17 protein-coding genes are annotated in these 19,060 nt (G+C 71.8%); 8 read left to right on the top strand and 9 right to left on the bottom strand.

Translation table 11 applies throughout. The features are described from left to right. Window positions 1–17 precede the first annotated feature (17 nt). From WMF39_RS06460 to WMF39_RS06470, 3 genes are read right to left on the bottom strand one after another with little or no spacing between them, the layout of a single operon-like run. A complete protein-coding gene (locus tag WMF39_RS06460; protein WP_437298260.1) occupies window positions 18–218 on the bottom strand; it encodes a hypothetical protein in 201 nt (66 codons plus the stop codon). Between the two features lie 27 nt (window positions 219–245). Continuing rightward, window positions 246–1,424, bottom strand: coding sequence for an iron-containing alcohol dehydrogenase (locus WMF39_RS06465; RefSeq protein WP_437744667.1), 1,179 nt, complete (start codon window positions 1,422–1,424; stop codon window positions 246–248). Window position 1,425: 1 nt separating this feature from the next. Further along, window positions 1,426–1,743 carry a putative quinol monooxygenase gene (locus WMF39_RS06470; RefSeq protein WP_437298262.1) on the bottom strand — a complete coding sequence of 106 codons (318 nt, stop codon included), beginning with the start codon at window positions 1,741–1,743 and terminating at the stop codon, window positions 1,426–1,428. Between the two features lie 292 nt (window positions 1,744–2,035). Here WMF39_RS06470 and WMF39_RS06475 point away from each other — a divergent pair, with 292 nt between their 5' ends. From WMF39_RS06475 to WMF39_RS06490, 4 genes are all read left to right on the top strand, one after another. After that, entirely contained in the window at window positions 2,036–3,220 is a 1,185-nt protein-coding gene (locus WMF39_RS06475; protein ID WP_437744668.1) for a hypothetical protein, read from the top strand. Continuing rightward, window positions 3,217–3,894, top strand: a complete 678-nt coding sequence (locus WMF39_RS06480; protein WP_437744669.1) for a hypothetical protein — start codon at window positions 3,217–3,219, stop codon at window positions 3,892–3,894. The genes WMF39_RS06475 and WMF39_RS06480 overlap by 4 nt, the downstream gene beginning before the upstream one ends. A 117-nt stretch (window positions 3,895–4,011) precedes the next feature. After that, window positions 4,012–5,967: an ATP-binding protein gene (locus WMF39_RS06485; RefSeq protein ID WP_437744670.1), complete on the top strand. Its 1,956-nt coding sequence runs from the start codon at window positions 4,012–4,014 to the stop codon at window positions 5,965–5,967. Between the two features lie 229 nt (window positions 5,968–6,196). Continuing rightward, on the top strand, window positions 6,197–6,577 hold the full coding sequence (locus tag WMF39_RS06490) for a response regulator (RefSeq protein ID WP_437744671.1): 381 nt from the start codon (window positions 6,197–6,199) through the stop codon (window positions 6,575–6,577). Window positions 6,578–6,654: 77 nt separating this feature from the next. On the opposite strand, the gene WMF39_RS06495 is transcribed toward WMF39_RS06490, so the two are convergent. From WMF39_RS06495 to WMF39_RS06505, 3 genes are all read right to left on the bottom strand, one after another. Continuing rightward, window positions 6,655–8,328: a glycerol-3-phosphate dehydrogenase/oxidase gene (locus WMF39_RS06495; RefSeq protein WP_437744672.1), complete on the bottom strand. Its 1,674-nt coding sequence runs from the start codon at window positions 8,326–8,328 to the stop codon at window positions 6,655–6,657. A gap of 96 nt (window positions 8,329–8,424) precedes the next feature. After that, complete coding sequence (locus WMF39_RS06500; protein WP_437744673.1) at window positions 8,425–10,467, bottom strand: ABC transporter ATP-binding protein; 2,043 nt, start codon at window positions 10,465–10,467, stop codon at window positions 8,425–8,427. Window positions 10,468–10,725: 258 nt separating this feature from the next. Beyond that, entirely contained in the window at window positions 10,726–11,340 is a 615-nt protein-coding gene (locus tag WMF39_RS06505; RefSeq protein WP_437744674.1) for an NAD(P)H-dependent oxidoreductase, read from the bottom strand. A 198-nt stretch (window positions 11,341–11,538) separates the two neighbouring features. On the opposite strand from WMF39_RS06505, the gene WMF39_RS06510 reads away from it, so the two are divergent. The 4 genes from WMF39_RS06510 to WMF39_RS06525 all read left to right on the top strand — a co-directional run bounded on the left by WMF39_RS06510 (window position 11,539) and on the right by WMF39_RS06525 (window position 16,155). Then, on the top strand, window positions 11,539–12,042 hold the full coding sequence (locus WMF39_RS06510; RefSeq protein ID WP_437744675.1) for a response regulator: 504 nt from the start codon (window positions 11,539–11,541) through the stop codon (window positions 12,040–12,042). 179 nt (window positions 12,043–12,221) lie between these two features. After that, on the top strand, window positions 12,222–13,808 hold the full coding sequence (locus tag WMF39_RS06515) for an alkaline phosphatase D family protein (RefSeq protein WP_437744676.1): 1,587 nt from the start codon (window positions 12,222–12,224) through the stop codon (window positions 13,806–13,808). 304 nt (window positions 13,809–14,112) lie between these two features. Further along, window positions 14,113–14,712, top strand: a complete 600-nt coding sequence (locus tag WMF39_RS06520; protein WP_437744677.1) for a multicopper oxidase domain-containing protein — start codon at window positions 14,113–14,115, stop codon at window positions 14,710–14,712. A gap of 294 nt (window positions 14,713–15,006) precedes the next feature. After that, window positions 15,007–16,155, top strand: coding sequence for a hypothetical protein (locus WMF39_RS06525; RefSeq protein ID WP_437744678.1), 1,149 nt, complete (start codon window positions 15,007–15,009; stop codon window positions 16,153–16,155). Between the two features lie 291 nt (window positions 16,156–16,446). On the opposite strand, the gene WMF39_RS06530 is transcribed toward WMF39_RS06525, so the two are convergent. Genes WMF39_RS06530 through WMF39_RS06540 form a run of 3 tightly spaced genes read right to left on the bottom strand, consistent with a single transcriptional unit; the run spans window position 16,447 to window position 18,834 of the window. Then, window positions 16,447–16,932: a hypothetical protein gene (locus tag WMF39_RS06530; RefSeq protein WP_437744679.1), complete on the bottom strand. Its 486-nt coding sequence runs from the start codon at window positions 16,930–16,932 to the stop codon at window positions 16,447–16,449. A gap of 1 nt (window position 16,933) precedes the next feature. After that, on the bottom strand, window positions 16,934–18,448 hold the full coding sequence (locus tag WMF39_RS06535; RefSeq protein WP_437744680.1) for a hypothetical protein: 1,515 nt from the start codon (window positions 18,446–18,448) through the stop codon (window positions 16,934–16,936). Window positions 18,449–18,474: 26 nt separating this feature from the next. Then, window positions 18,475–18,834, bottom strand: coding sequence for a hypothetical protein (locus WMF39_RS06540; protein WP_437744681.1), 360 nt, complete (start codon window positions 18,832–18,834; stop codon window positions 18,475–18,477). Window positions 18,835–19,060 lie beyond the last annotated feature (226 nt).

The following is a 19,060-nucleotide window of genomic DNA, read 5'->3' on the forward strand; positions in this document are numbered from 1 at the left end:
CAAGGCTAGCGTGCACCCTAGCGCTGGAGGAGCAAGACGAAGCCGCAGACGCCCGTGAACAGCAGCGCGCACTCTGCCCGACCCTCGTCGGCGAGCGAGATCCCCGTCACGCCGCAGAGCATGCCGAACACGAGGCTCGCCACGCTGATCCGCCGCCGCTGGTCGATCGACCGGACCCGCGGCGGAGTGGGCGGTCTCGTGCGGTACGGGCTTGCCACCCCCTGATGATACCACCAGCGCCGCGATCACAAGGACGCCGCCGCGATGTCGAACAGCTCCTCGTCGGTGAGCGGCAGCGGGTTCGCCTTCATGCTGCTCGCCGCCCTGGCCTTCGCGACCAGCGCCGGGAGGTCCGCCTCATCCATGCCGTAGCGCCGGAGCCCCGGGATCGCGAGATCACGGCAGAGCTCGCGGACCCAGGCGATCCCTTCCTCGGCGCTGGCTCCGGCGCGCCCCGTGACGAGCGCGGCCAGCTCGTCGAAGCGCGGCAGCGCGCGGTGAGCCGGGTCGCGCGCGCGCAGCGCCCGCAGGTTGACCTCCAGGACGGCGGGTAAGAGCGCGGCGCACACCGCGCCGTGCGGCGCGTCGAACATGCCCCCCGCGGGCCCAGCGAAGCCGTGGACCGCCCCGAGGCCGGCGTTCGCGAGGCAGAGGCCGCCGAGCAGGCTGGCGATCGCGAGGTCGTCCCGGGCCGGCGCGTCGGCGCCCTCCAGGACCGCGCGGCGCAGCGAGCGCACCGAGCGGCGGATGCCCTCGCGCGCGAGGCCGTCCGTGAGCGGGTTGCTGCGGCTCGACAGGAACGGCTCGATGAGCTGCGAGAGCGCGTCGAGCCCGCTCGACGCGAGCACCCCGGGCGGGGCGCCCGCGAGCAGGTCGGGATCGACCACCGCGAGGCGCGGCAGCATGTGCGGGCTGCGCAGGCTCGCCTTCACGCCGGCCTCCCGCGACGCGAGCACCGCGTTGCGCGTCACCTCCGCGCCGGTGCCCGCGGTCGTGGGGATCGCCACGAACGGCACGGACGGCCTGGAGAGCGCTCTCCCCTTGCCGATGACCTCCAGGTAATCGAGCGGGTCGCCGCCGTTCGCGACGAGCGCGGCGATCGCCTTGCCGGCGTCGATCGCGCTGCCGCCGCCGAGCGCCACCACGACGTCGCACCGCTCGGCCGCGGCCCGCGACGTCCCCTCGCGGGCGACGTCCACCGTGGGCTCGCCCGCGACGGCGAAGCGCACCGCGGCGACGCCCGCCGCCGCGAGCGCGGCGAGGAGCGGCGCGGCGCGGCCGGGATCCTGCCCGGTGACGACGAGCGCCCGCGTCCCGCCGAGGCCCCGCACGGCCGCGGGCACCTCGGCGACCTTGCCTGCGCCGAAGGCGATGCGCGTCGCGGTGGCGAACTCGAAGGCGGGTTCATGGATGGGAGGCGCCATGTCAATACCCCGCGTCGTCAGGGAAGACATTGACGTATTTCCGGCTGGTCCGCGGCTCGGCCATCATCTCCGCGACGGTGTCCCGCCACCGCTGGTAGTGCGCCGTTTCCTTGTGTGCGGCCGGCGCTTCCTTGGTCCTGTAGACCTCGACGAGCACGAACCGCGCGGGATCCTCGGTGTCCTGGACGACGTCGAACCGGGCGATCCCCGGCTCCTTGACGCTCTCGCGTGCGTTCTCGATCGTCGCGCTCCGGAAGGCGTCGACGAGCTCGGGTCTGACACGTACATGCACATGTACGACGAACAGGCTGTTGGACATGCGCGCAATCTAGCTCGGGCGCGCTGCCGCAGGAACCCGGCTCGCGCCGTGGCCGGCCTTCCGGGAGAGCGCGCGGGCCGCGCCGGCTCGGCCGAGCGCGCTGCCTCCGGGCGGGGCGCGGCGGCGGATGGCAGGGCGGGCGCGCGGGTGGCGGCGCGTCCGGCAGAGCGCCGTCGCCCCCTGCGTGGACTCCCGACTTGGCCCGGCCGGCTCGCGCACTACGATCGTCGTGACCCGGCGTGCGGCTCGGCAAGCGTCGAGTGCATGAGCGCCGCGAGCGAGGAAGGTCGATATGGCGGATCCGACCATGGAGAGCCCGGAGCCCGATGCGGCGCGGTCCATCGCGCTGCATTCCATCGAGTTCAGGTCCGATCACGGTCTCCTGAAGGACTGCAAGGAGGAGAGCGGCTGGAGGAACGAAGGGGCCCTGTGCCCACGGCCGGAGTGGACGCGGGGGGGCGCCGTCCCCCTCTCGATCTCGATGGGCCGGCACATCGTCGTCCGGCTCGAGCTCTCGCAGCGCGACGCCTACAGCGCGGCGGCGGCCGAGATCCGCGCCGTGGGGCCGGGGGGCATCGTCCTCGAGAGCCGCGGTAACGGGGCCGTCGCCGCGCCGCTCGATCTCTTCTCCTCGCGGCAGCTCGGGAGGAAGATCCAGAAGTTCAACCTCGCCCTGAGCTGGTCTGCAGGCGCGGGAGCTGCGGTGTCGCCCGCCCGGACCTCGAACGTCGTCTATGTCACGATGGGCAGGCCCCAGACCGACAGACAGGATGTCTGGCAGGAAGATGGGGTGACCTTGAAGCGGATGGACAGGGCGGTTTCCTGGATCGCGCCGATGGATACAGTCGATCCCCACGAGATCGTGGAGGGGGTCATGGCCAGGTTCCCGACGTACACGCTCCTGCCGAGCCCCAGGGTGCCCCGGCGGTACCATCACCCGACGTACATGAACGGCGAGGGCGGCGCCTGGCCGATGACCGATCACGTGGAGGAGAGCGGGGAGTGCCAGGCGATCGTCCGCCTCCTCCGCGGCATGCTGCGCCAGCTCGGGATCCCGGGGCGGACGCGCATGATCGTGGTCTGGGGCGACCCCAACGTGGGCGGCGGGCGCAAGACGCTGTCGGCCGATGTCGAGCAGAATCCGTGGGCGGGGCTCGACGTCACGAAGGTCGAGGGCGGCCGCGTGTGGCGCGCCGCGCTCGTCGACGGGCCGGTGGAGGTGGGGAGGACCTATCCGGCGTCCCATACGCGCCTCCCCGACGGGACGGTCAGCCCGGGGCTCAACCGGTACGAGGCGTGCCTCGAGTTCTCCCACGGCGGCGTGACCAGGTATTACGCGGGCGGCGCCGGCGTGTTCGATTCCGTGGAGCCGATCCTGGGCGTCTTCTGGGGGCTCATCTGGTTCAGCTCGGCGCCGGACGAAGGGTTCCGCGTCGAGCAGATCGTGGCGACCTACAGAAACGGAGGCTGGGGATGAGCGCGCACGCATTTCAGAAGCAAGACGTCGACACGAAGATCGCGGGGTGGCTCGCGGCCGTGGCGCGCGTCTCGCCGGATGGCTTCACGCCCGTCGAGCGGTTCGACGACGTGCCGGCCCAGGCGCGCGCGGAGTCGTTCTACTGGTGCGACTCCATCTTCCGGGACGAGCTCAACCCGCACGGCGAGGCCGTGAAGGCGCGCCACGCGTTCCATGCCGCCACGGACGATACGCCCGACCTGCTCCGCCACGAGTACGCCGCGGGCGGGCTCGGGCTCACCGTCATCGAGGGGCGCAACTTCATTCTCGTCCAGGTCGATCGCGCGAGCCTCGATATCCTCTCTCTCTGCGGTCCAGACCGCGCAGCCGCCGTGCGCCGGGTGGCCGAGGCGCTCTTCAACACGGGCGTGGAATCGAGCGCGGTGGGCCTTCCGGTGACCCCCGGCCCGGCGGCCTGCCTGGACGCCGCCGGGACACAGGAGCTCGACGAAGGGACGGTGTTTTCGAGCAATCCGGCCGTGGACCCGGATCTCCTCACCTGCTGGAAAGACCGTACGGAGTGCGGTGTTCAGGGCGGAAGGCTCTACTTCCTCTGCTACAAGAAATCATCCCAGCGCGTGGGGTTCGCGAACGCGTGGCAATGGTTCGACGACCGGAGGGCCGGGGTCGGGTGAGGCGGGGGTAGGCGCGGAGCGCGCGGGAACGCGCGGGAACGCGCGGGAACGTGCGAGAACGTGGATGACCGCTGCGCCGGTATTGCGTCTGCGCGCCGCGCGCGGGATGTTGCGCGCGTGGCGGGACCACAGGCACCCAGGATCCTGATCTTCCCAGGCGGCCCCTCGGGCGCTGCGCAGGCGCTCGCCGCGGCGCGCGGCTATGTCGCGGTCCCGGCGCGGGACGTCGAGGCCGGGCTGGATCTCCTGGCGACTCAGCCGTTCGACGTGGCCGTGCTGGCGGACGAGGGGCCGCTCGAGGACACGCTCGCGCTCTGCCGGCGGCTGCGCGCGGCGCCCGGGGGCGATCGCGTGGCCGTGGTCGCCGTCACCGGGAGCGCGGGCGCGACCGCGGCGCTGCTCGAGGCGGGCGCGACGGTCGTGGCGGCGGCGCTCGAGCCGTCGATCGCCATCCAGCTCGACGCGGCGGTGTGGTGGGTGCGGCGGCCGTCGGCGCACGTGGCCGACCGGGCGCCCGCGGAGCGCGCGCTGCTCGAGCGCGCCGCGCGCTCCTTCCGCGACGCGTCCGCGGAGGTGATCGGCCTCCTCGTGTGGGACGCGGCGGGGGGCGTGCTCGACGCGAACGACGCGTTCCTCGGCATGGTGGGCTACACGCGCGAGGACGTCGAGGCGGGGCGCCTCAACTGGATGGCGATCACGCCGCCAGAGCACCGCGCCGCGGACCAGCGCGCCCTCTCGGAGGTCCTGAAGAACGGCGTCTGTCCGCCGTTCGAGAAGGAGTTCCTGGCCCGCGACGGGCGGCGCGTGCCCGTCCTCATCGCGCCTGCCCTGGTCGAGGGGGCGCGCGATCGGGGCGTCTGCTTCGCCTTCGACATGAAGGCGCGCAAGGCCGCAGAGGACGCGCTCCGGACGAGCGAGGAGCGCATGCGGCTCGTCGTGCGCGCCACGAGCGACGCCTTCTGGGACTGGGATCTCTCGTCCGGGCGCGTCACCGGCAGCGAGCGCATGCGGAGCTTCTATGGCACGGGCGGCGCCGACATCGAGGAGGACGCGGTGTGGTGGTTCGAGCGGGTCCACCCCGAGGATCGCGATCGCGTGATGAACGGGCTGCGGCGCGCGATGGAGGGGGACGGGGGGACGTTCGAGCTCTGGTACCGGTGCCTGCTCGCGGACGGCAGCTACGCCGACGTCCACGATCGGGGCATCGTGCTGCGCGACGCGACCGGCAGGGCGTACCGGATGCTCGGGGCCGTGTCCGACGTCACGGAGCGCCGGCAGATGGAGACGCGGCTCCAGCTCGCCGATCGCATGGCCTCGCTCGGCACGCTCGCGGCCGGGGTGGCGCACGAGATCAACAACCCCCTCGCGTACATGGTCGCGAACGTCGATTTCGCGCGCAAGGAGCTCCGCGCGAAGGGGGCCGGCGCGCGCCTCGACGCGCTCCTCTCGGCGCTCGACGAGGCCGCGGAGGGCGGCTCGCGGGTGCGGCACATCGTGGGCGGCCTGAAGACGTTCTCGCGGGCCGACGACGGCGAGCTCGGCCCGGTCGACGTCGACCCGGTGATCCAGCTGGTCCTGCGGATGGCGCAGCAGCAGATACAGAGCAAGGCGCGGCTCGTCCTGGCGCTCCGCCCGGTGCCGGCCGTCCACGCGAACGAGGCGCAGCTCGGCCAGGTGCTCCTGAACCTGCTCGTGAACGCCGCCCAGGCGCTGCCGGAGGGGAAGGTGTCGGAGAACGAGATCCGGATCTCCACCGCCCCCGCGCCGCCCGGACGCGTGTGCATCGAGGTGTGCGACACCGGGCCAGGGATCGCGCCGGAGCTGCGGAGCCGCATCTTCGACCCGTTCTTCACGACGAAGCCCATCGGGGAAGGGACGGGGCTCGGGCTCGCGATCTGCCACGGCATCGTGACGAGCTTCCGGGGCGAGATCGGCGTGGAGAGCGAGGTCGGCAAGGGCGCGTGTTTCCGCGTGCTCTTGCCTGTCCATGACCATCGCGCGGGGGCAGGAGAGGAGCGCAACGCCGCCTCGGGCGGGGCCTCCGATGAGCTTCCCGAGGAGGCCGCTCAGTAGGCGCTCCGCCGTCCTTGGCGGACGGGCTCCGACAGGCGGCGCGCCGTCCGTGCTCCGGCGCGCCGCGGGGCCGCTCCGCGGGACCGACCGCTTGCCAGGGCCGCGGCGTTCGCTCAAGTTGCGTCACCGGCCCCATGAACACTCGATCGGTCAGGGCCGCAGCTGGGCTGCTCGGCGGGGCGGCAGAGGAAGCGCGCCGCGCGGCGCAGTCCGGTCGTGAGGTTCGGTCATGATCGAGAAAACTGGCCGCATCCTGGTCGTCGAGGACGATCTGGATATCAGGAGCATTCTGACGCAGCTCCTCGCGTTCGAGGGGTACGACGTCGAGGAGGCGGCGGACGGCGCCGAGGCGCTCGCGCTGCTGCGGCGGGACGCGCCGCCCGCGCTGATCCTGCTCGATCTGATGATGCCGGTCATGGATGGGTGGCAGCTCCGCGCCGAGCTCCAGCGCGACCCGGCGCTGGCGTCGATCCCGGTGGTGATCGTGTCCGCCGACGTGCGGGTCGAGCAGGAGGCGTCGCGGCTGCGCGTCGCGGGCCTGCTGAAGAAGCCGCTCCAGATCGAGCCGCTGCTCGAGCTCGTCCACCGCATCTGCGGCGCGCCGGCGTGATGAGCCGGGCGGGGCGCGCGCGCCCGCCCATCGAGATCGCGCGCCAGGGCGGCGCTGGGGCGGCTCGGGGGCCCTGATCAGGCTCCGGGGCGCGGCGCTACCTGACCGGCAGCGCCCGCGGCGGGCGCCTTCCCCTCCGCGAGGCGGCCGGCGCCGTGCTCGTGGAAGTACTCCGAAAGCCGCCTGTCGGCCTCGTCCCCGAAGAGGAGCTTGCACGCCTCGCGGAGGCCGGGCGACCTCGCGAGCGCCTCGCGGCGGAGCAAGAGCGAGATCTTCGTGCGCCGCCGCAGGAAATCATCGAGCTTCGCGATCATCTCGTGCTTCGCGGCGTGGGCGACCTCGCAGCGCAGGTCGTCCGCCCCTTCGAACAGCGGATCGGCCATCCGCGGATCGCTCTGGATGTCCTCGAGCAGCCCGAGCGCCTGCGCGCCATAGCGGCGCCATAGCCGCGTGCTGAGCGTCTCCGAGGCGCGCGGCGGCGTCAGCGCGTCGAGATCGAGGGCGCGCGCCTTGTGAAAGAACTCTTTACGAAGCGCCTCGCCGGGCTCGCCATACCAGCGCTGCGCAGGGCGGGGCAGCGCGACGCCGAGCCCCTGCACGGCGGCGCAGACCTCGTCGCCCACGTTGATGCAATCGGTGAGCTTGCCGCCGAAGATGCTCACGTGGGCCTGCGCCCCGTCCACCTCGAGGGCGTGCTTGCGCGAGAGCTGCAGCCAGTCCTCGCCGTCCCCGCCGCCCTCGACGGCCAGGGGGCGCACCCCGCAGCGCTCCGCGATGACGTCGGCCTCGGTCAGCGGGCGGGGCAGGTTGAGGCGCTTGTTGATGTTGGAGAGCACGAAGCGCCGATCTTCGGGCGTCACCGCCGCGCGCGGGCCCTCGACGCGGGTGTCGGTCGTGCCGATGCACGTCCTCGAGCCCATCGGGATCACGAAGAACAGCCGGCCGTCGTCCGCGAAGAACGTGAGCACCCGCCGGCTCGAGGTGAGCCGATCCACGATGAGGTGGATGCCCTTCGAGAAGATGTGGCGGTGCCTCGTCCGCTGGCCCGTCAGCTCGTTGTGCGCGTCCACGAACGGCCCGCAGGCGTTGACGAGCACGCGCGACCGGACGGCGAGCTCCCTGCCCGACAGGACGTCGCGGGCGCGCGTGACCCACGCGCCCCCCTCGCGCCGCGCGCCGAGCGACTCGACGTAGTTGGCCGCCCGCGCGCCGTGATCGAGCGCCGCGCGCACGAAGCCCCAGACGAACCGCGCGTCGTTGTCGACCAGGTACGCGTCGGAGTACTCGAATCCTCCGTCGCAGCCGTCCAGGTTGACGATCGGCTCCTCCCGCGCGATCGCCCGGCGGGAGAGCAGGCGGGGGATGCGCGTGAAGAAGCTGCCGATGATCCAGTAGAGCCAGGTGCCGAGGAAGAGCTTGAAGAGCCCGTGGCGGAAGCCCCGCTCGTGCGCGGCGTAGAACCGGATCTCCTGCACCGACGACGGGTAGCTCCTGAGGAGGAGGTTCCTCGACGTGCAGAGCTTCCGCACGAGCGGAAACTCGAAGCTCTCCATGTACTTGATGCCGCCCCAGGCGAGGTTCGACGACTCCTGGCTGGTGAACCCGGCGAAGTCGCCCCGATCGATCAGCGCGACCTTCGCCCCCCGCGCGGCGAGGGCCGCGGCCGCGACGGCGCCGTTGATCCCGCCGCCGAGGACGAGGACGTCGAACGTGTCGCGGCTCAAGCTGTCGATGTTCGTGGCCCGCAGCATCGATGGCGATCCGGCGAAGGCGCGGCCGGCGCGCGCCCCATCTGCTCTATCACGTCCTCGCCGCCTCGGGGCGGCGGACGGCGCCCGACGTCTCGCTCAGCCCATCAGCCCATCGGCCCAGCTGCCGTCCTCGCCGCGGTACGCTTCGGACGACGGCGCCGGCTGGACGCGGCGCGGGCTGCTCTTCGCCGCGGCGGCGTGGCCGGTGTGGAGGTGCTGCCAGCGCGCCATCTTGGTGTAGACGCCGCCCCGCCGCAGGAGCTCTCCGTGCCCGCCGTTCTCGACGATGCGGCCGCGCTCCATCACGAAGATCTGGTCGCAGTCGACGACCGTGCTCAGGCGGTGGCTCATCAGGACGATCGTCCGCTTCCCCTTCAGGGCCCGCAGCGCCTCGCCGATGGTCCGCTCGTGCTCGGCGTCGAGCCCGTCGGTCGGCTCGTCGATCACCAGGATGGGCGCGTCCGTCAGCAGCGCGCGCGCGATCGCGATGCGCTGCCGCTGGCCGGTCGACAGGTTGAGCCCGCCGTCGGCGATCGCCGTCAGGTAGCCGTCCGGCAGCGCCTCGATGAAGCCGGCCGCCCCCGCCATCTCGGCCGCCCTCCGGATCTCCGGGTCGGTCGCGGAGGGGCGACCGTAGGCGATGTTCTCCGCGATCGTCGCCGGCAGGAGGATGCTGTCCTGGAGGACGAGCGCGATGTGCCGGCGCAGGTCCGCCACGCGGACCGCGCGCGTGTCGATGCCGTCGAGCCGCAGCGCGCCGCAGGTCGGGTTGTGGAAGCGCGGCAGCAGGCCGAGCAGCGTCGTCTTGCCGGCGCCGACCGAGCCCACGAACGCGACCATCTCGCCCGGCCGGATGGTCGCGTCGAGCCCGCGCAGCACCGGGTGGCCCGGGCGGTACTCGAACCCGACGCCATCGAGCGAGAGCGCGCGCGGCTGGGGCGGGAGGGTGGCCGCGTCGTGCCTGTCGACGACCGCCTGGTCGCGGTCCAGCACCTCGAAGACGCGCTGCGCGCCCGCGACGCCGCCCTGCACCGCGGCGCCGGCGCCGGTCAGCTTGCAGAGCGGGTCGTAGAGCATGCCCAGGTACCCGAGGAACGCCGTCAGCGCGCCGAGCGTCATGCCGGCCTCGCCCCCGCCCGCCCGGGCCTGGACGATGAGGTAGCCGCCGTAGCCGAGCACCAGCGCGCCGCCGAGCCCGAGGATCGAGCCCATGGCGAGCGTGTGGCGGAGCTCGTCGTGGTGGAGCCGGAGCCACGCCTTCACGCTGTTGCGCAGCGTCGTGTGGAAGCGCGCCTCCTCGTCCGCCTCGCGGCCGAACGCCTGGACGAGGCCGATCGACGCCATCGAGCGCTGGACGGACGTCGCGAACTCGCTCTCGACCTCCTTCGCCTCGGTGCATTTCTTGTGCAGCACGCGCCCGAACCTGACGTTCGTGAGGAGGAGCGGCGGGACGACCGCGAGCGCGAGCAGCGTGAGCTCCAGGCTGCGCGAGGCCATGATGCAGATCATCACGGCGAGCGTCAGCGCGCTCCCCATCACCGCGACCGCCACGTTGAGGATGCCGTGGAACCCGGAGGCGTCCTGGTTGAGCCGGTAGAGGGCGTCCCCCTGCGGCTGCGCCCGGTGATAGCCCATATGGAGCGCCTGGAGCTTCCGGTACACGTCGCGCCGCACGCGCGTGAGCCCGCCATAGCCGATGCGGAACGTGAGCAAGGCGCGGCCCATGCCCACGAACTCCTGCGCCACGCGGAGGACGAGCGTGATCGCCGCGAGCCCGAGGACGCGGCCGAGCAGGCTGTCCGGGAGCGGCGCGAGCAGGATGCGATGGACGAAGTCCCCCGCGCGCGGGCCGGTCGAGATGAGATCCACGATCACGGCGACGGGCCACACCTGGAGCAGGCTGATCGCGATCGAGACGCAGACCAGCACGGCGAGCGCCCCGAGGCGCGCCCACTCGCCCTTGAAATAGGCGCCCACCCGGACGAAGAAGCGGACCCGCTCCGCGCCGGCCGGCTGGCTGGGCGCGGCGCGCGCGGCCGTCAGCTGCGCGGTCGTCCGCGGAGAGTGCCTCGAAAACCTGACCCTGCCTTCGCGCCGAGGCGAAGGATGATAGTGCTTGCGGTGAGCCGGTGCGCTCATGGTTCGCTGAGCTCTCTCCTGTCTACGGCTGAGGTGGTCGTCGGCGGCCCATCTCGGGCCCGGCCTGACGATCCATCGGTTACGACCGGTAGTGAGGTATCGCCGCTGGTGTAACAGCCCGACGCGGACGCGCTCTACGTGAGTGCCGGAGAAGAGGTCGGCGCTCGCTGATTTGCTGCGCGGTTGTCCGGGACTCCAGGGCCAGCGACGCCGGCGCGGCCAACGGCACAGGCCGACGGCGCGGCCGGCTCTCCGCGCCTACCCGCGAGTCCGGCTCTCGAGCAGCGCGAGCCTCTGGCCGAGGGCGCGCGCCGGCGCGAGGTCGAGCTCCGCCGGCGCGTGATCCGCGATCGCCTGAGGCGGGCCGTCGCGCTGCGCGGCCCTGCTCGTCGGATCCATCTCCGCGCGGGCGGGGGCCTGGAGCAGGACTCCATGGCCGGCGAGGGAGGCGAGCGTCGCCTGGAGCGTCGCGCGCTGCGCTCCCTCGACCGCGGACGGCGAGCAGAACACCGAGGCTACCTTGCCGGCGAGATCTCCCGAGGGCTGCCTCGATCCGTCGAGGAAGCGCCGGATCTCCGCGCACATCGCGCCATAGCGCGCAGGCGAGCCGATGGCGATGCCGTCCGCCCAGAAGAGGTCGTCTTGCCGCGCCAGCGGGACGGAGGCGAGGTGTTCCCGCGCGGCACGGATCCGCTCATTCGCCGCGCTCCACCGGTCCTCGATCGCCGTCAGATCGGCGACGCGCCGGAGCCGCACGGTCGCTCCGGCCTGCCTGGCGCCCTGCGCGACGGCGGCCGCGAGCGCGGCCGTGCCGCCATAGCGGGAATAGAAGATCACGGCCACGTTCATGCCGAGCGCGCATGCAGCCCTCATACCGCCGTGATCACATGGCCGGAGCGCTTCATGCCAACCCCGATGAGCTCGCCGCGCGCCCCGTCATGGCATCGTCGAGAACGGCATGAGCGGCCCGCTGGCAGGCCCTGCAGCCGTGGATGACGCATGGCGCAGGGCGCGCGGCGCGCGGCGCGATTCAAATTGCGCGTCGCGGCTCCACGCCTTATGGGTCCCTTGATGGTCCGGAGCGGATTGCGCAGGGGCGGCGGCGTCGATGTCCCGTGCGCCCCCGGAAGGGGGGGCGGCGCGGAGCGGGGCGATCCGCCGGCCGCGCCGCCGTGCCCTCCGGGCGCGATGGGGCGGAGGCTCGCCGAGCAGGGCCCCTCTCGACGGAAGACGATCTTCATCATCGAGGACGACCCAGGCGTCTGCGATGCGCTCGTGACCGTCCTGCGCGATGAGGGATACGATGTGATGACGGCCGGGGACGGCGAGGACGCGCTGGCCAGGCTCCGCGAGGCGCCGACGCCGGCGCTCATCGTGCTCGATCTGATGATGCCGGGGATGGACGGATACGCGTTCCGCGCAGAGCAGCTGCGCACGCCCGCGATCTCCGACGTCCCCGTGGTCGTGCTGACAGCGGGGGCGGCGCCGCGGGCCACGGAGCTCGGATCGGTCGACATCCTGAAGAAGCCTGTCGATCTCGTCGCGTTGCTCGACGTGGTCGGTCGCAACACCTGAGTCGGCGCCGGGACGCCCGAAACAAACATCGCTGAGAGCGCGGCGCGACGGGCGCGTTACAGCGCTCGTTTCCGCTTGCCGGGGCGGCGGTGGGTGCGTCATACGCAGCTCACCGCACGCGGTCGACAAGGGGAGAGATCATGTCGATGGCCCGGCGAAGCATCCTTTGCAGCGTATCCATGTTCAGCCTCGCTGCGCTCCCCGGATTGTCGGGCGGCTGGGGCGCCGCGCCGGACGGCGACGCGCCTTTGCCGGCGTCGGGGGACGCTCCGTCGCCGGCCAGCGAGCTGTCGAAGACGGTATTCCAGCACGGCGTGGCGAGCGGCGATCCGCTGCCCGATGCCGTCATCCTCTGGACGCGCGTGACGCCGGGGAAGGCGGGCGCGGTGGCGGTGACATGGCAGATCGCGCTCGACGCTGGCTTCACGCGGATCGTGGGCTCGGGGGCCCTCCTGACGGACGAGGAGCGCGATCACACGGTCAAGGTCGACGCCGGCGGGCTCGACCCAGGGAAGACCTATTATTACCGGTTCATCGCCCTCGGCGGATCGTCGCCCGTCGGGCGCACGAGGACGGCGCCGCGCGGCCGCGCCGGGCGGCTGCGCTTCGCCGTCGCGTCGTGCTCGAGCTATGCGCACGGGCTGTTCCACGGGTACCGGCACATCGCCGCGCGCCTCGACCTCGACGCGGTGATCCACCTCGGCGATTACATCTACGAATTCGGCGCCGGCCAGTACGGGAGCGCGCGGCATTACGAGCCCGCGCACGAGATCGTGACGCTCGCCGACTACCGCGCGCGTTATGCCCAGTACCGGCGCGACAGGGACCTCCAGGCGGCGCACCAGCAGCACCCGTTCATCACGGTCTGGGACGACCATGAGCTGGCGAACAACACCTGGAAGGGCGGCGCGGGGAACCACGCGTGGCCTGCCGAGGGCTCGTGGGAGGAGCGCAGGGCGGTCGCGCAGCGCGTCTACGCGGAGTGGATGCCGATCCGCGAGCGCGGCGAGGAGCGGCGCGGCGCCGGCCGGATCTGGCGCGCGCTGCGCTACGGCGATCTCGTCGACCTCTTCCTGCTCGACACGCGCTCCTGGGGGCGCGACCGGCAGGCCGACCCGAGCGACCGCGGGGAGATCGAGGCGCCGGCGCGGACGATCCTCGGGCGCGATCAGGAGGCGTGGCTGCGCGCGGAGCTCGCGGGCTCGACGGCGGCGTGGAAGGTCATCGGCCAACAGGTGCTGATGGGCCAGATCCCGCAGGACCTGAACACGGACGCGTGGGACGGGTATCCGGCGGCGCGCCAGCGCTTCTTCGAGCTCCTCGACGAGGAGCGCGTGCGCGACGTCGTCGTGCTCAGCGGCGACACCCACGCGTCGTGGGCGATCGATCTCGCGCCGGCGCCGCTCGATCCGGCGCGCTACGACGCCGCGACGGGCCGGGGCGCGCTGGCGGTCGAGATCGCGGTGCCGGGGATCACCTCCCCGTGGCTCACCGAGGAGCAGGCCCGGGCGGCCGAGCCGCTGGTCCTCGCGAACCCGCACGTCAAGTACGCCGACCTGTGGCGCCGCGGGTACGCGATCCTCGACGTGACGCCGGAGCGCGTGCAGGGCGCGTGGTTCCTGTACGATGCGCCCGAGCGCCCGGAGGTCGACGAGGTGTTCGCCGCGGCGTTCGCCGCGCGCCGCGGCGAGAGCCACCTGCGCCGCGAAGAGGCGCCGGCGCCCGCCATCGACGACCCGCCGGAGGCCGCGCCTCGGGTGAGCTGACCTGGAGCTGACGTGCGGCGGGCCCGCGAAGCCCGCGAAACCACGCGGGTTCTTCGCCGATCGGTGGTAGGATCCGTCCCCGCGATATGCTGTGCGGGCGTTCGGCTGGTCCTTTCGTGAGCTTCTGGCTCGTCGTCTCCTCGATCGGGTGTGCGGGCGAGCCTCCGTCGCAGCCCAAGGGGTGGGACAGCGCGGTGGCGCTGCGACCGGCGCGCGATCTCGACGCGAGCCCGGGGGTGCTCGAGGTCGATCTGACGGCGCGCGTCGAGGACGTGGAGATCGTGGCCGGCAAGAGGACGCCGACGTGGACCTACAACGGCGGGCTCCCCGGCCCGCTGCTGCGTGCCACGGTGGCGGGGCGCCGGGCGCGACGCTCTCGGTGCGCTGGGTGCCCTACGATCGGGGCTACGGCACGACCTTCGGGAGGCCCGAGGTCGAGGCGTTCCGGCTGCGCCTCGCGGACGAGCCCCTGGCCGAGGACGATCCGCTCCCCGCGATCGCGCGGGGCATCGAGGCGCTCGACACGGCGGCGGCGAGGCGCGTCGATCTGCAGCTGACGCGGGAGGAGGGCCCGGGCGACCTCGTGATGGGCATCAACGGCGTGCCCTCCTGGGAGGCGGAGCCGCTCGTGGCGGCGGTGGGCGAGACCGCGGTGTGGATCATCGAGAACACGATGGAGTTCGATCACCCGTTCCACCTGCACGGCTTCTTCTTCCAGGTGCTTGGCGCCGATGGCCAGCCGGTGAGGCCGCTCGCGTGGAAGGACACGGTGAACGTGCCTGTGGACGGCGCGGCGCGCTTCGCGGTGCGTTACGACAACCGGCCTGGCATGTGGATGTTCCACTGCCACATCCTCGATCACGCCGACGCGGGCATGATGGGGATGCTGCAAGTCGTGCGGTGAGCGCGGTGAGCGCGGTGAGCGCGGTGAGCGCGGTGAGCGCGGTGAGCGCGGTGAGCGCGGTGAGCGCGGTGAGCGCGGTGAGAGGCGGCGGCGGGGGAAGGCGGCGAAGCGCGCGGAGCGGGACGCGGGGGGCGAGCGGTGCGCGGGCTGGGTTGATAACAGGGCTGTAGAAAAACAGGGGCTCTGTCGGTATCTCGCACAACACATCACCTCCGCCGCGGCGGGAGGGGGCTGCGAGGCGCGGAAAGGCATGATCTCGAGACGGGGACGCCCTGGATCGGGTAGGATGGGAGCGTGGTGGATCTCGATGTGATCTCGGACCGAACCTACGTGGCTGCGGGGGCGGACTTCGCGTTCGTGATCACCCGGCGGGGGCGGGTCATCACCAAACGCGTGCCGCGCGACATGCCCAGGGAGGGCCGCACCCAGATCGTCGACGCGGCGCTGAGCCTCGGGGAGCGAGGGCGGCTCGGGTGCGTCGAGCTGCGGCGCGAGGATCTGGTGCCGTACGGGGGCGCGGCGCCCGTCGACGTGTACTTCGGCGTGGCCGCCGAGGCGATCCTCTGCGTGGTGATGCCCACGTGGGCGGACCGGCGGGACGTGGTGCCAGCGATCGAGCGCGGCCTGCGTGCCATCGACGAGGGGACCCTGGCGGCGCCGCAGCCGATCCGGAGCGCGCCGCGGCGCACCCGGTCGCGGCCGCGGGGGGAGGCGGTGCCTGCCTCAACGCGCCGGCCGGTCGCCGAGGTGCGCGAGGTGCCGTCGGCCATCTGCGGGGCCGCGGTCGTGTGCGAGGCGCCGGCCCCGGCCTCGAGGCGCCCGCCGCCGCCGTCGCCGCCGGCCCGCAAGCGGAGCGCGGTCGCGGGGCTGGCCCTCCTCGCCAACGGGGGGCCGCCGCGGTCGCTGGCGCGCCCGGTGGCGCTGCGCGAGGCGCCGGCGTCCCCCGGGGCGCCGGCGGGGCCGGCCGGGTCGCTGCCGGACATCCGCATCGGCGAGGCGACGCTCGGGCGCGAGAGCCTCGACGCCATCGGGCGAGAGCTCGGCGGGGCGTGGCCGTCGGCGCCCGAGATCCGGCTCGGCGCGGCGTCGGCGGGGGAGGGGGCCGCGGCGGCGATCGGGGCGGAGATGCCGGAGCCCGCGCGGGTGGGATCGATGCCGGAGGCGGTGCGCCTCGAGCTGGTGAGCATCAGCCGCGAGAGCCTGATGGAGATCGCGGCCGAGGAGGGGCGCATGGCGGCGGCGGGGCCGAGGCCGTGGGTGCCGCTGGTGCGACCCGCGCAGGTCACGCGGCCGTGGGAGGAGCCGCCCGAGGAGGCGGGGCACATGGGCGAGGCCGAGAGCGGGGCCGGCGAGGCGGCGGCCGTGGAGCCGGGCGACGCGGAGGAGCCCGAGAGCCAGATTGTCGAGGTAGGGCTTCCGGGGCGGGGCGCTCGCGCGGGCTGACGCGGGAGGCGGGTTCAGGTCCAGCCGTTGGCCGGCCTGGTGCTCGCATGGCCGTGGCTGGAGGAGCCGATCACGCCGCGCTTCCTCGTCGGCGGCTTCATCGCGCTGGATCGATGAAATCGATGCACTAGAACGGCTCCCACCCGCCCCCGGGTACGAGCGTCGCAGAGCGGCGGTCACCCGCACAGGAGACGGGTCCAGATCGGCGTTTTCGGCGCGGAAGCGCACTCCGGTGCGCTGAGCACCGAAAACGTCGAGATGGGCCCGTATCCGAAGCGGGTGACCGCCGCTCTAGAGACGATACCCCGGATCGCGGGGCAGCTTGCCGTCGACGCGAAGCACCTTGACGTCATTCCCCGCTGCAGATGCGCGAACGAACCCGATGGCTCCGTCCACCCTGCCCACGATCCAGACGACTGTAGCCGCGTTCGACACGCCCTTCGGCGGACCGGGTTGGCCACGAATCTTGCGATCGATCCAGTAGAGACCAACCTCCTCGGGTGACATGCTGAGGACCGCCTGGTCGAAAGCGATGCGCTCTGGAGCGACCCTGGGATAGGTGACGGGCACCAGCAGCTTCCCGTTCACCATGACCTGGCTGCCCATGTACGCGCGCTTCAGATCTCCAAACGAGATCCCTTCCGCGGGGAAGCTCTTCGAGACGACGATCGCCAGAGGTCCCAGGTCTCCCGCGCCGTACGTCTCCTCCGGCGCTGCCGTGACCACCGCCGCGAACACCCATGCGCACGACGTCAAGAGGGTTCTTCGAGCGATCATGCTAGAAACTCCACGCGGCCTGCGTGACGAACTGATCGAAATCGAAGCTCTTCTCTTTCATGTAGGGCATCCATACATGCACACCGACGAGCTTCAGCACGACGTTCTCCGTGGGGCGTATGTTCAAGCCGCCGACGATATCGCACGCCTCGTACACGAAGCTGGATTTGCCCAGGCGGTCGTATTCGAAGCCGAACCAGGGCATGATGCCGTACCAGGGCAATCGATAACCGGTTTGAAAGTAAACGCCCCAGGCACGGTTGTCAGGGGTCCATGTCCCCGGGGCAAAGCCAGCAGGCCGGTGGTCGTCGTCGTAGCGTACATCATGCATGATGTACTCGGTCTGGAACAAGAATCCGCCCCAGGTGTACTTGAGATCTGCGGCCAGGCCGAGCTCGTCGTAGCTCGAGGTGATCGGGAAGCTGGTAGCAGGCGTGCCGTTCTCCAGCGTCGTGACCTGCTCGGCGTCGGTGTAGCGGCCCTTGTAGCCCGATGTGCCGACGGCGAAGTTGCCGAACGGAGTGTCTTGCCGTAGCCAGAGACGCCAGCCAACTGCCTTGTTCTTGTCCAGATCCATGTAGCTATCGACCGGGCCGCGGCCATTCGACAACGTAAGGTGGTACCCTACCTGCGTATCATTGATGCCATGACTTCCATGCGCTTCGATGCCGGTTTGTCGCTGGGGCAGCCACTCGGAGCCAACGACATAGGGTCGCGTGACGCTCAGGATGACAGGTGTCCCGTGGTCCACGTTCCAGATCCCATACGGGGTAAGCCACTGTCCGAGCCGGACGTTGAAGAGAGGATGGGCAGCGTATTCAAGCCATGCGCGCTCGATGATCACTCCGCCCACCTTCTTCGCCCGAGAGAAGTCGGTGTAGTCTGGGAAGGCAGCGCTGATACGGGTGCTCTGGAACGTCGCCGGGTCGGTCACGACTGCCCCGTCGGGCAGGTAAGTGAATCGGAGCTCGATCAAGGAGCGGAACTTCTTGCCCAGGTTCGAGTCGAGGTAGACGTTGAGATTGCCGATGTAGAACGTCGGGTTCGGGCCCACTCCGCTCGAGGCCCCGGATGTCTTCTCGTCGCTGAGCAGCGTGGCGAAGGTGAAATCAGCGAAGCCGTAGACGCTGATCTTGGTCTCTTCGGAGGTGAGCTCCTCCGCGACTACCTCGCCGGCCAACGCTTGAGCGACCGATTCTCCGCCGGCTCCCGGCGCGGCGCCCGCGTCGACCGGGCCGGTAGCCCCTGCCTCTGGTCGAGGCGCCGCGGCGCTCGAAGCCGGGCTGGCCGCCGGCGAAGGTGTCTTTGCCCCGCCCGGCTGCGCGCTCGCGGCAGGTTGCGCCGGAGACGCTGGCTCCGGAGATCCAACGGCGCCCGAGGCGTCCGGTGACGGCGCTGGTCCGGAGGGGGCCGCTGGCCCCGTGGCCTCCGCAGGCGCCGGAGCTGCTTGTGCCGCCGCGAACGACGACCCGAGCAACAGCGCGGAGGATACGGCGAAGGCAAGGTGAATGGGCACGCCGCGGAGTGCAACGGATCGCGTTCTCAATTGGCGCAGCTCCCTTCCGCGACGCACTGATATTGCTCGACTCCATAGGCGGTCAAGTCGCAGCACACGGTGCCGGTGAAGCAATTGTTCGGCGAGAGCGTGCAGCCTTGGACCTGACACTTCTGCGTCAGATGGATATTGCAGTACGTGGCCTCGGTTCCTGCGCAATCCGCGTCGCTGGTGCAGGGCTTCCCCGCACCGATCGGCGGTCGGCGACAGTAGGATGGGGTGACCGTGAGGTCGCACATGTATCCATCCGCGCAGTCGGCAGAGCCCTCGCATCCCTGGCTGGTGCAGTAGCCGCTGGTCCCCGAGACGGCGTGACAGGTGTTGTACGTGGCTTCGGGGCAAGGCATCGTCGCGGTGTCGCATGCCGCAGCCAGGCCGGCCGGGGTCGCCGTGCATGGCGCCTCGGCGGACGCCCTGCTGAACCCGGCGGCGCATTCGCACGCCCCTGTCGCTCCGGTCACCTCATTCTCGCCACATGCCGTGCAGGACGCCGTGGCGTCAGCGCGGCCGTATCCGGCTTCGCAGACACAGCCGCTTGGCCCGACCTCTTCGTTCTCGCCACAGCGCACGCAG

This window comes from Sorangium sp. So ce1504 (assembly GCF_051521635.1).
Taxonomy (GTDB): Bacteria; Myxococcota_A; Polyangia; order Polyangiales; family Polyangiaceae; genus Sorangium; species Sorangium cellulosum_B.

What these genes read in the sequence shown, in the direction of transcription:
- WMF39_RS06465 (WP_437744667.1), bottom strand. Translation starts at nt 1,424, where the DNA reads ATGGCGCCTCCCATCCATGAACCCGCCTTCGAGTTCGCCACCGCGACG.
- WMF39_RS06470 (WP_437298262.1), bottom strand. Translation starts at nt 1,743, where the DNA reads ATGTCCAACAGCCTGTTCGTCGTACATGTGCATGTACGTGTCAGACCC.
- WMF39_RS06475 (WP_437744668.1), top strand. Translation starts at nt 2,036, where the DNA reads ATGGCGGATCCGACCATGGAGAGCCCGGAGCCCGATGCGGCGCGGTCC.
- WMF39_RS06480 (WP_437744669.1), top strand. Translation starts at nt 3,217, where the DNA reads ATGAGCGCGCACGCATTTCAGAAGCAAGACGTCGACACGAAGATCGCG.
- WMF39_RS06490 (WP_437744671.1), top strand. Translation starts at nt 6,197, where the DNA reads ATGATCGAGAAAACTGGCCGCATCCTGGTCGTCGAGGACGATCTGGAT.
- WMF39_RS06495 (WP_437744672.1), bottom strand. Translation starts at nt 8,328, where the DNA reads ATGCTGCGGGCCACGAACATCGACAGCTTGAGCCGCGACACGTTCGAC.
- WMF39_RS06500 (WP_437744673.1), bottom strand. Translation starts at nt 10,467, where the DNA reads ATGAGCGCACCGGCTCACCGCAAGCACTATCATCCTTCGCCTCGGCGC.
- WMF39_RS06505 (WP_437744674.1), bottom strand. Translation starts at nt 11,340, where the DNA reads ATGAGGGCTGCATGCGCGCTCGGCATGAACGTGGCCGTGATCTTCTAT.
- WMF39_RS06510 (WP_437744675.1), top strand. Translation starts at nt 11,539, where the DNA reads ATGGTCCGGAGCGGATTGCGCAGGGGCGGCGGCGTCGATGTCCCGTGC.
- WMF39_RS06515 (WP_437744676.1), top strand. Translation starts at nt 12,222, where the DNA reads ATGTTCAGCCTCGCTGCGCTCCCCGGATTGTCGGGCGGCTGGGGCGCC.
- WMF39_RS06530 (WP_437744679.1), bottom strand. Translation starts at nt 16,932, where the DNA reads ATGATCGCTCGAAGAACCCTCTTGACGTCGTGCGCATGGGTGTTCGCG.
- WMF39_RS06540 (WP_437744681.1), bottom strand. Translation starts at nt 18,834, where the DNA reads ATGCCTTGCCCCGAAGCCACGTACAACACCTGTCACGCCGTCTCGGGG.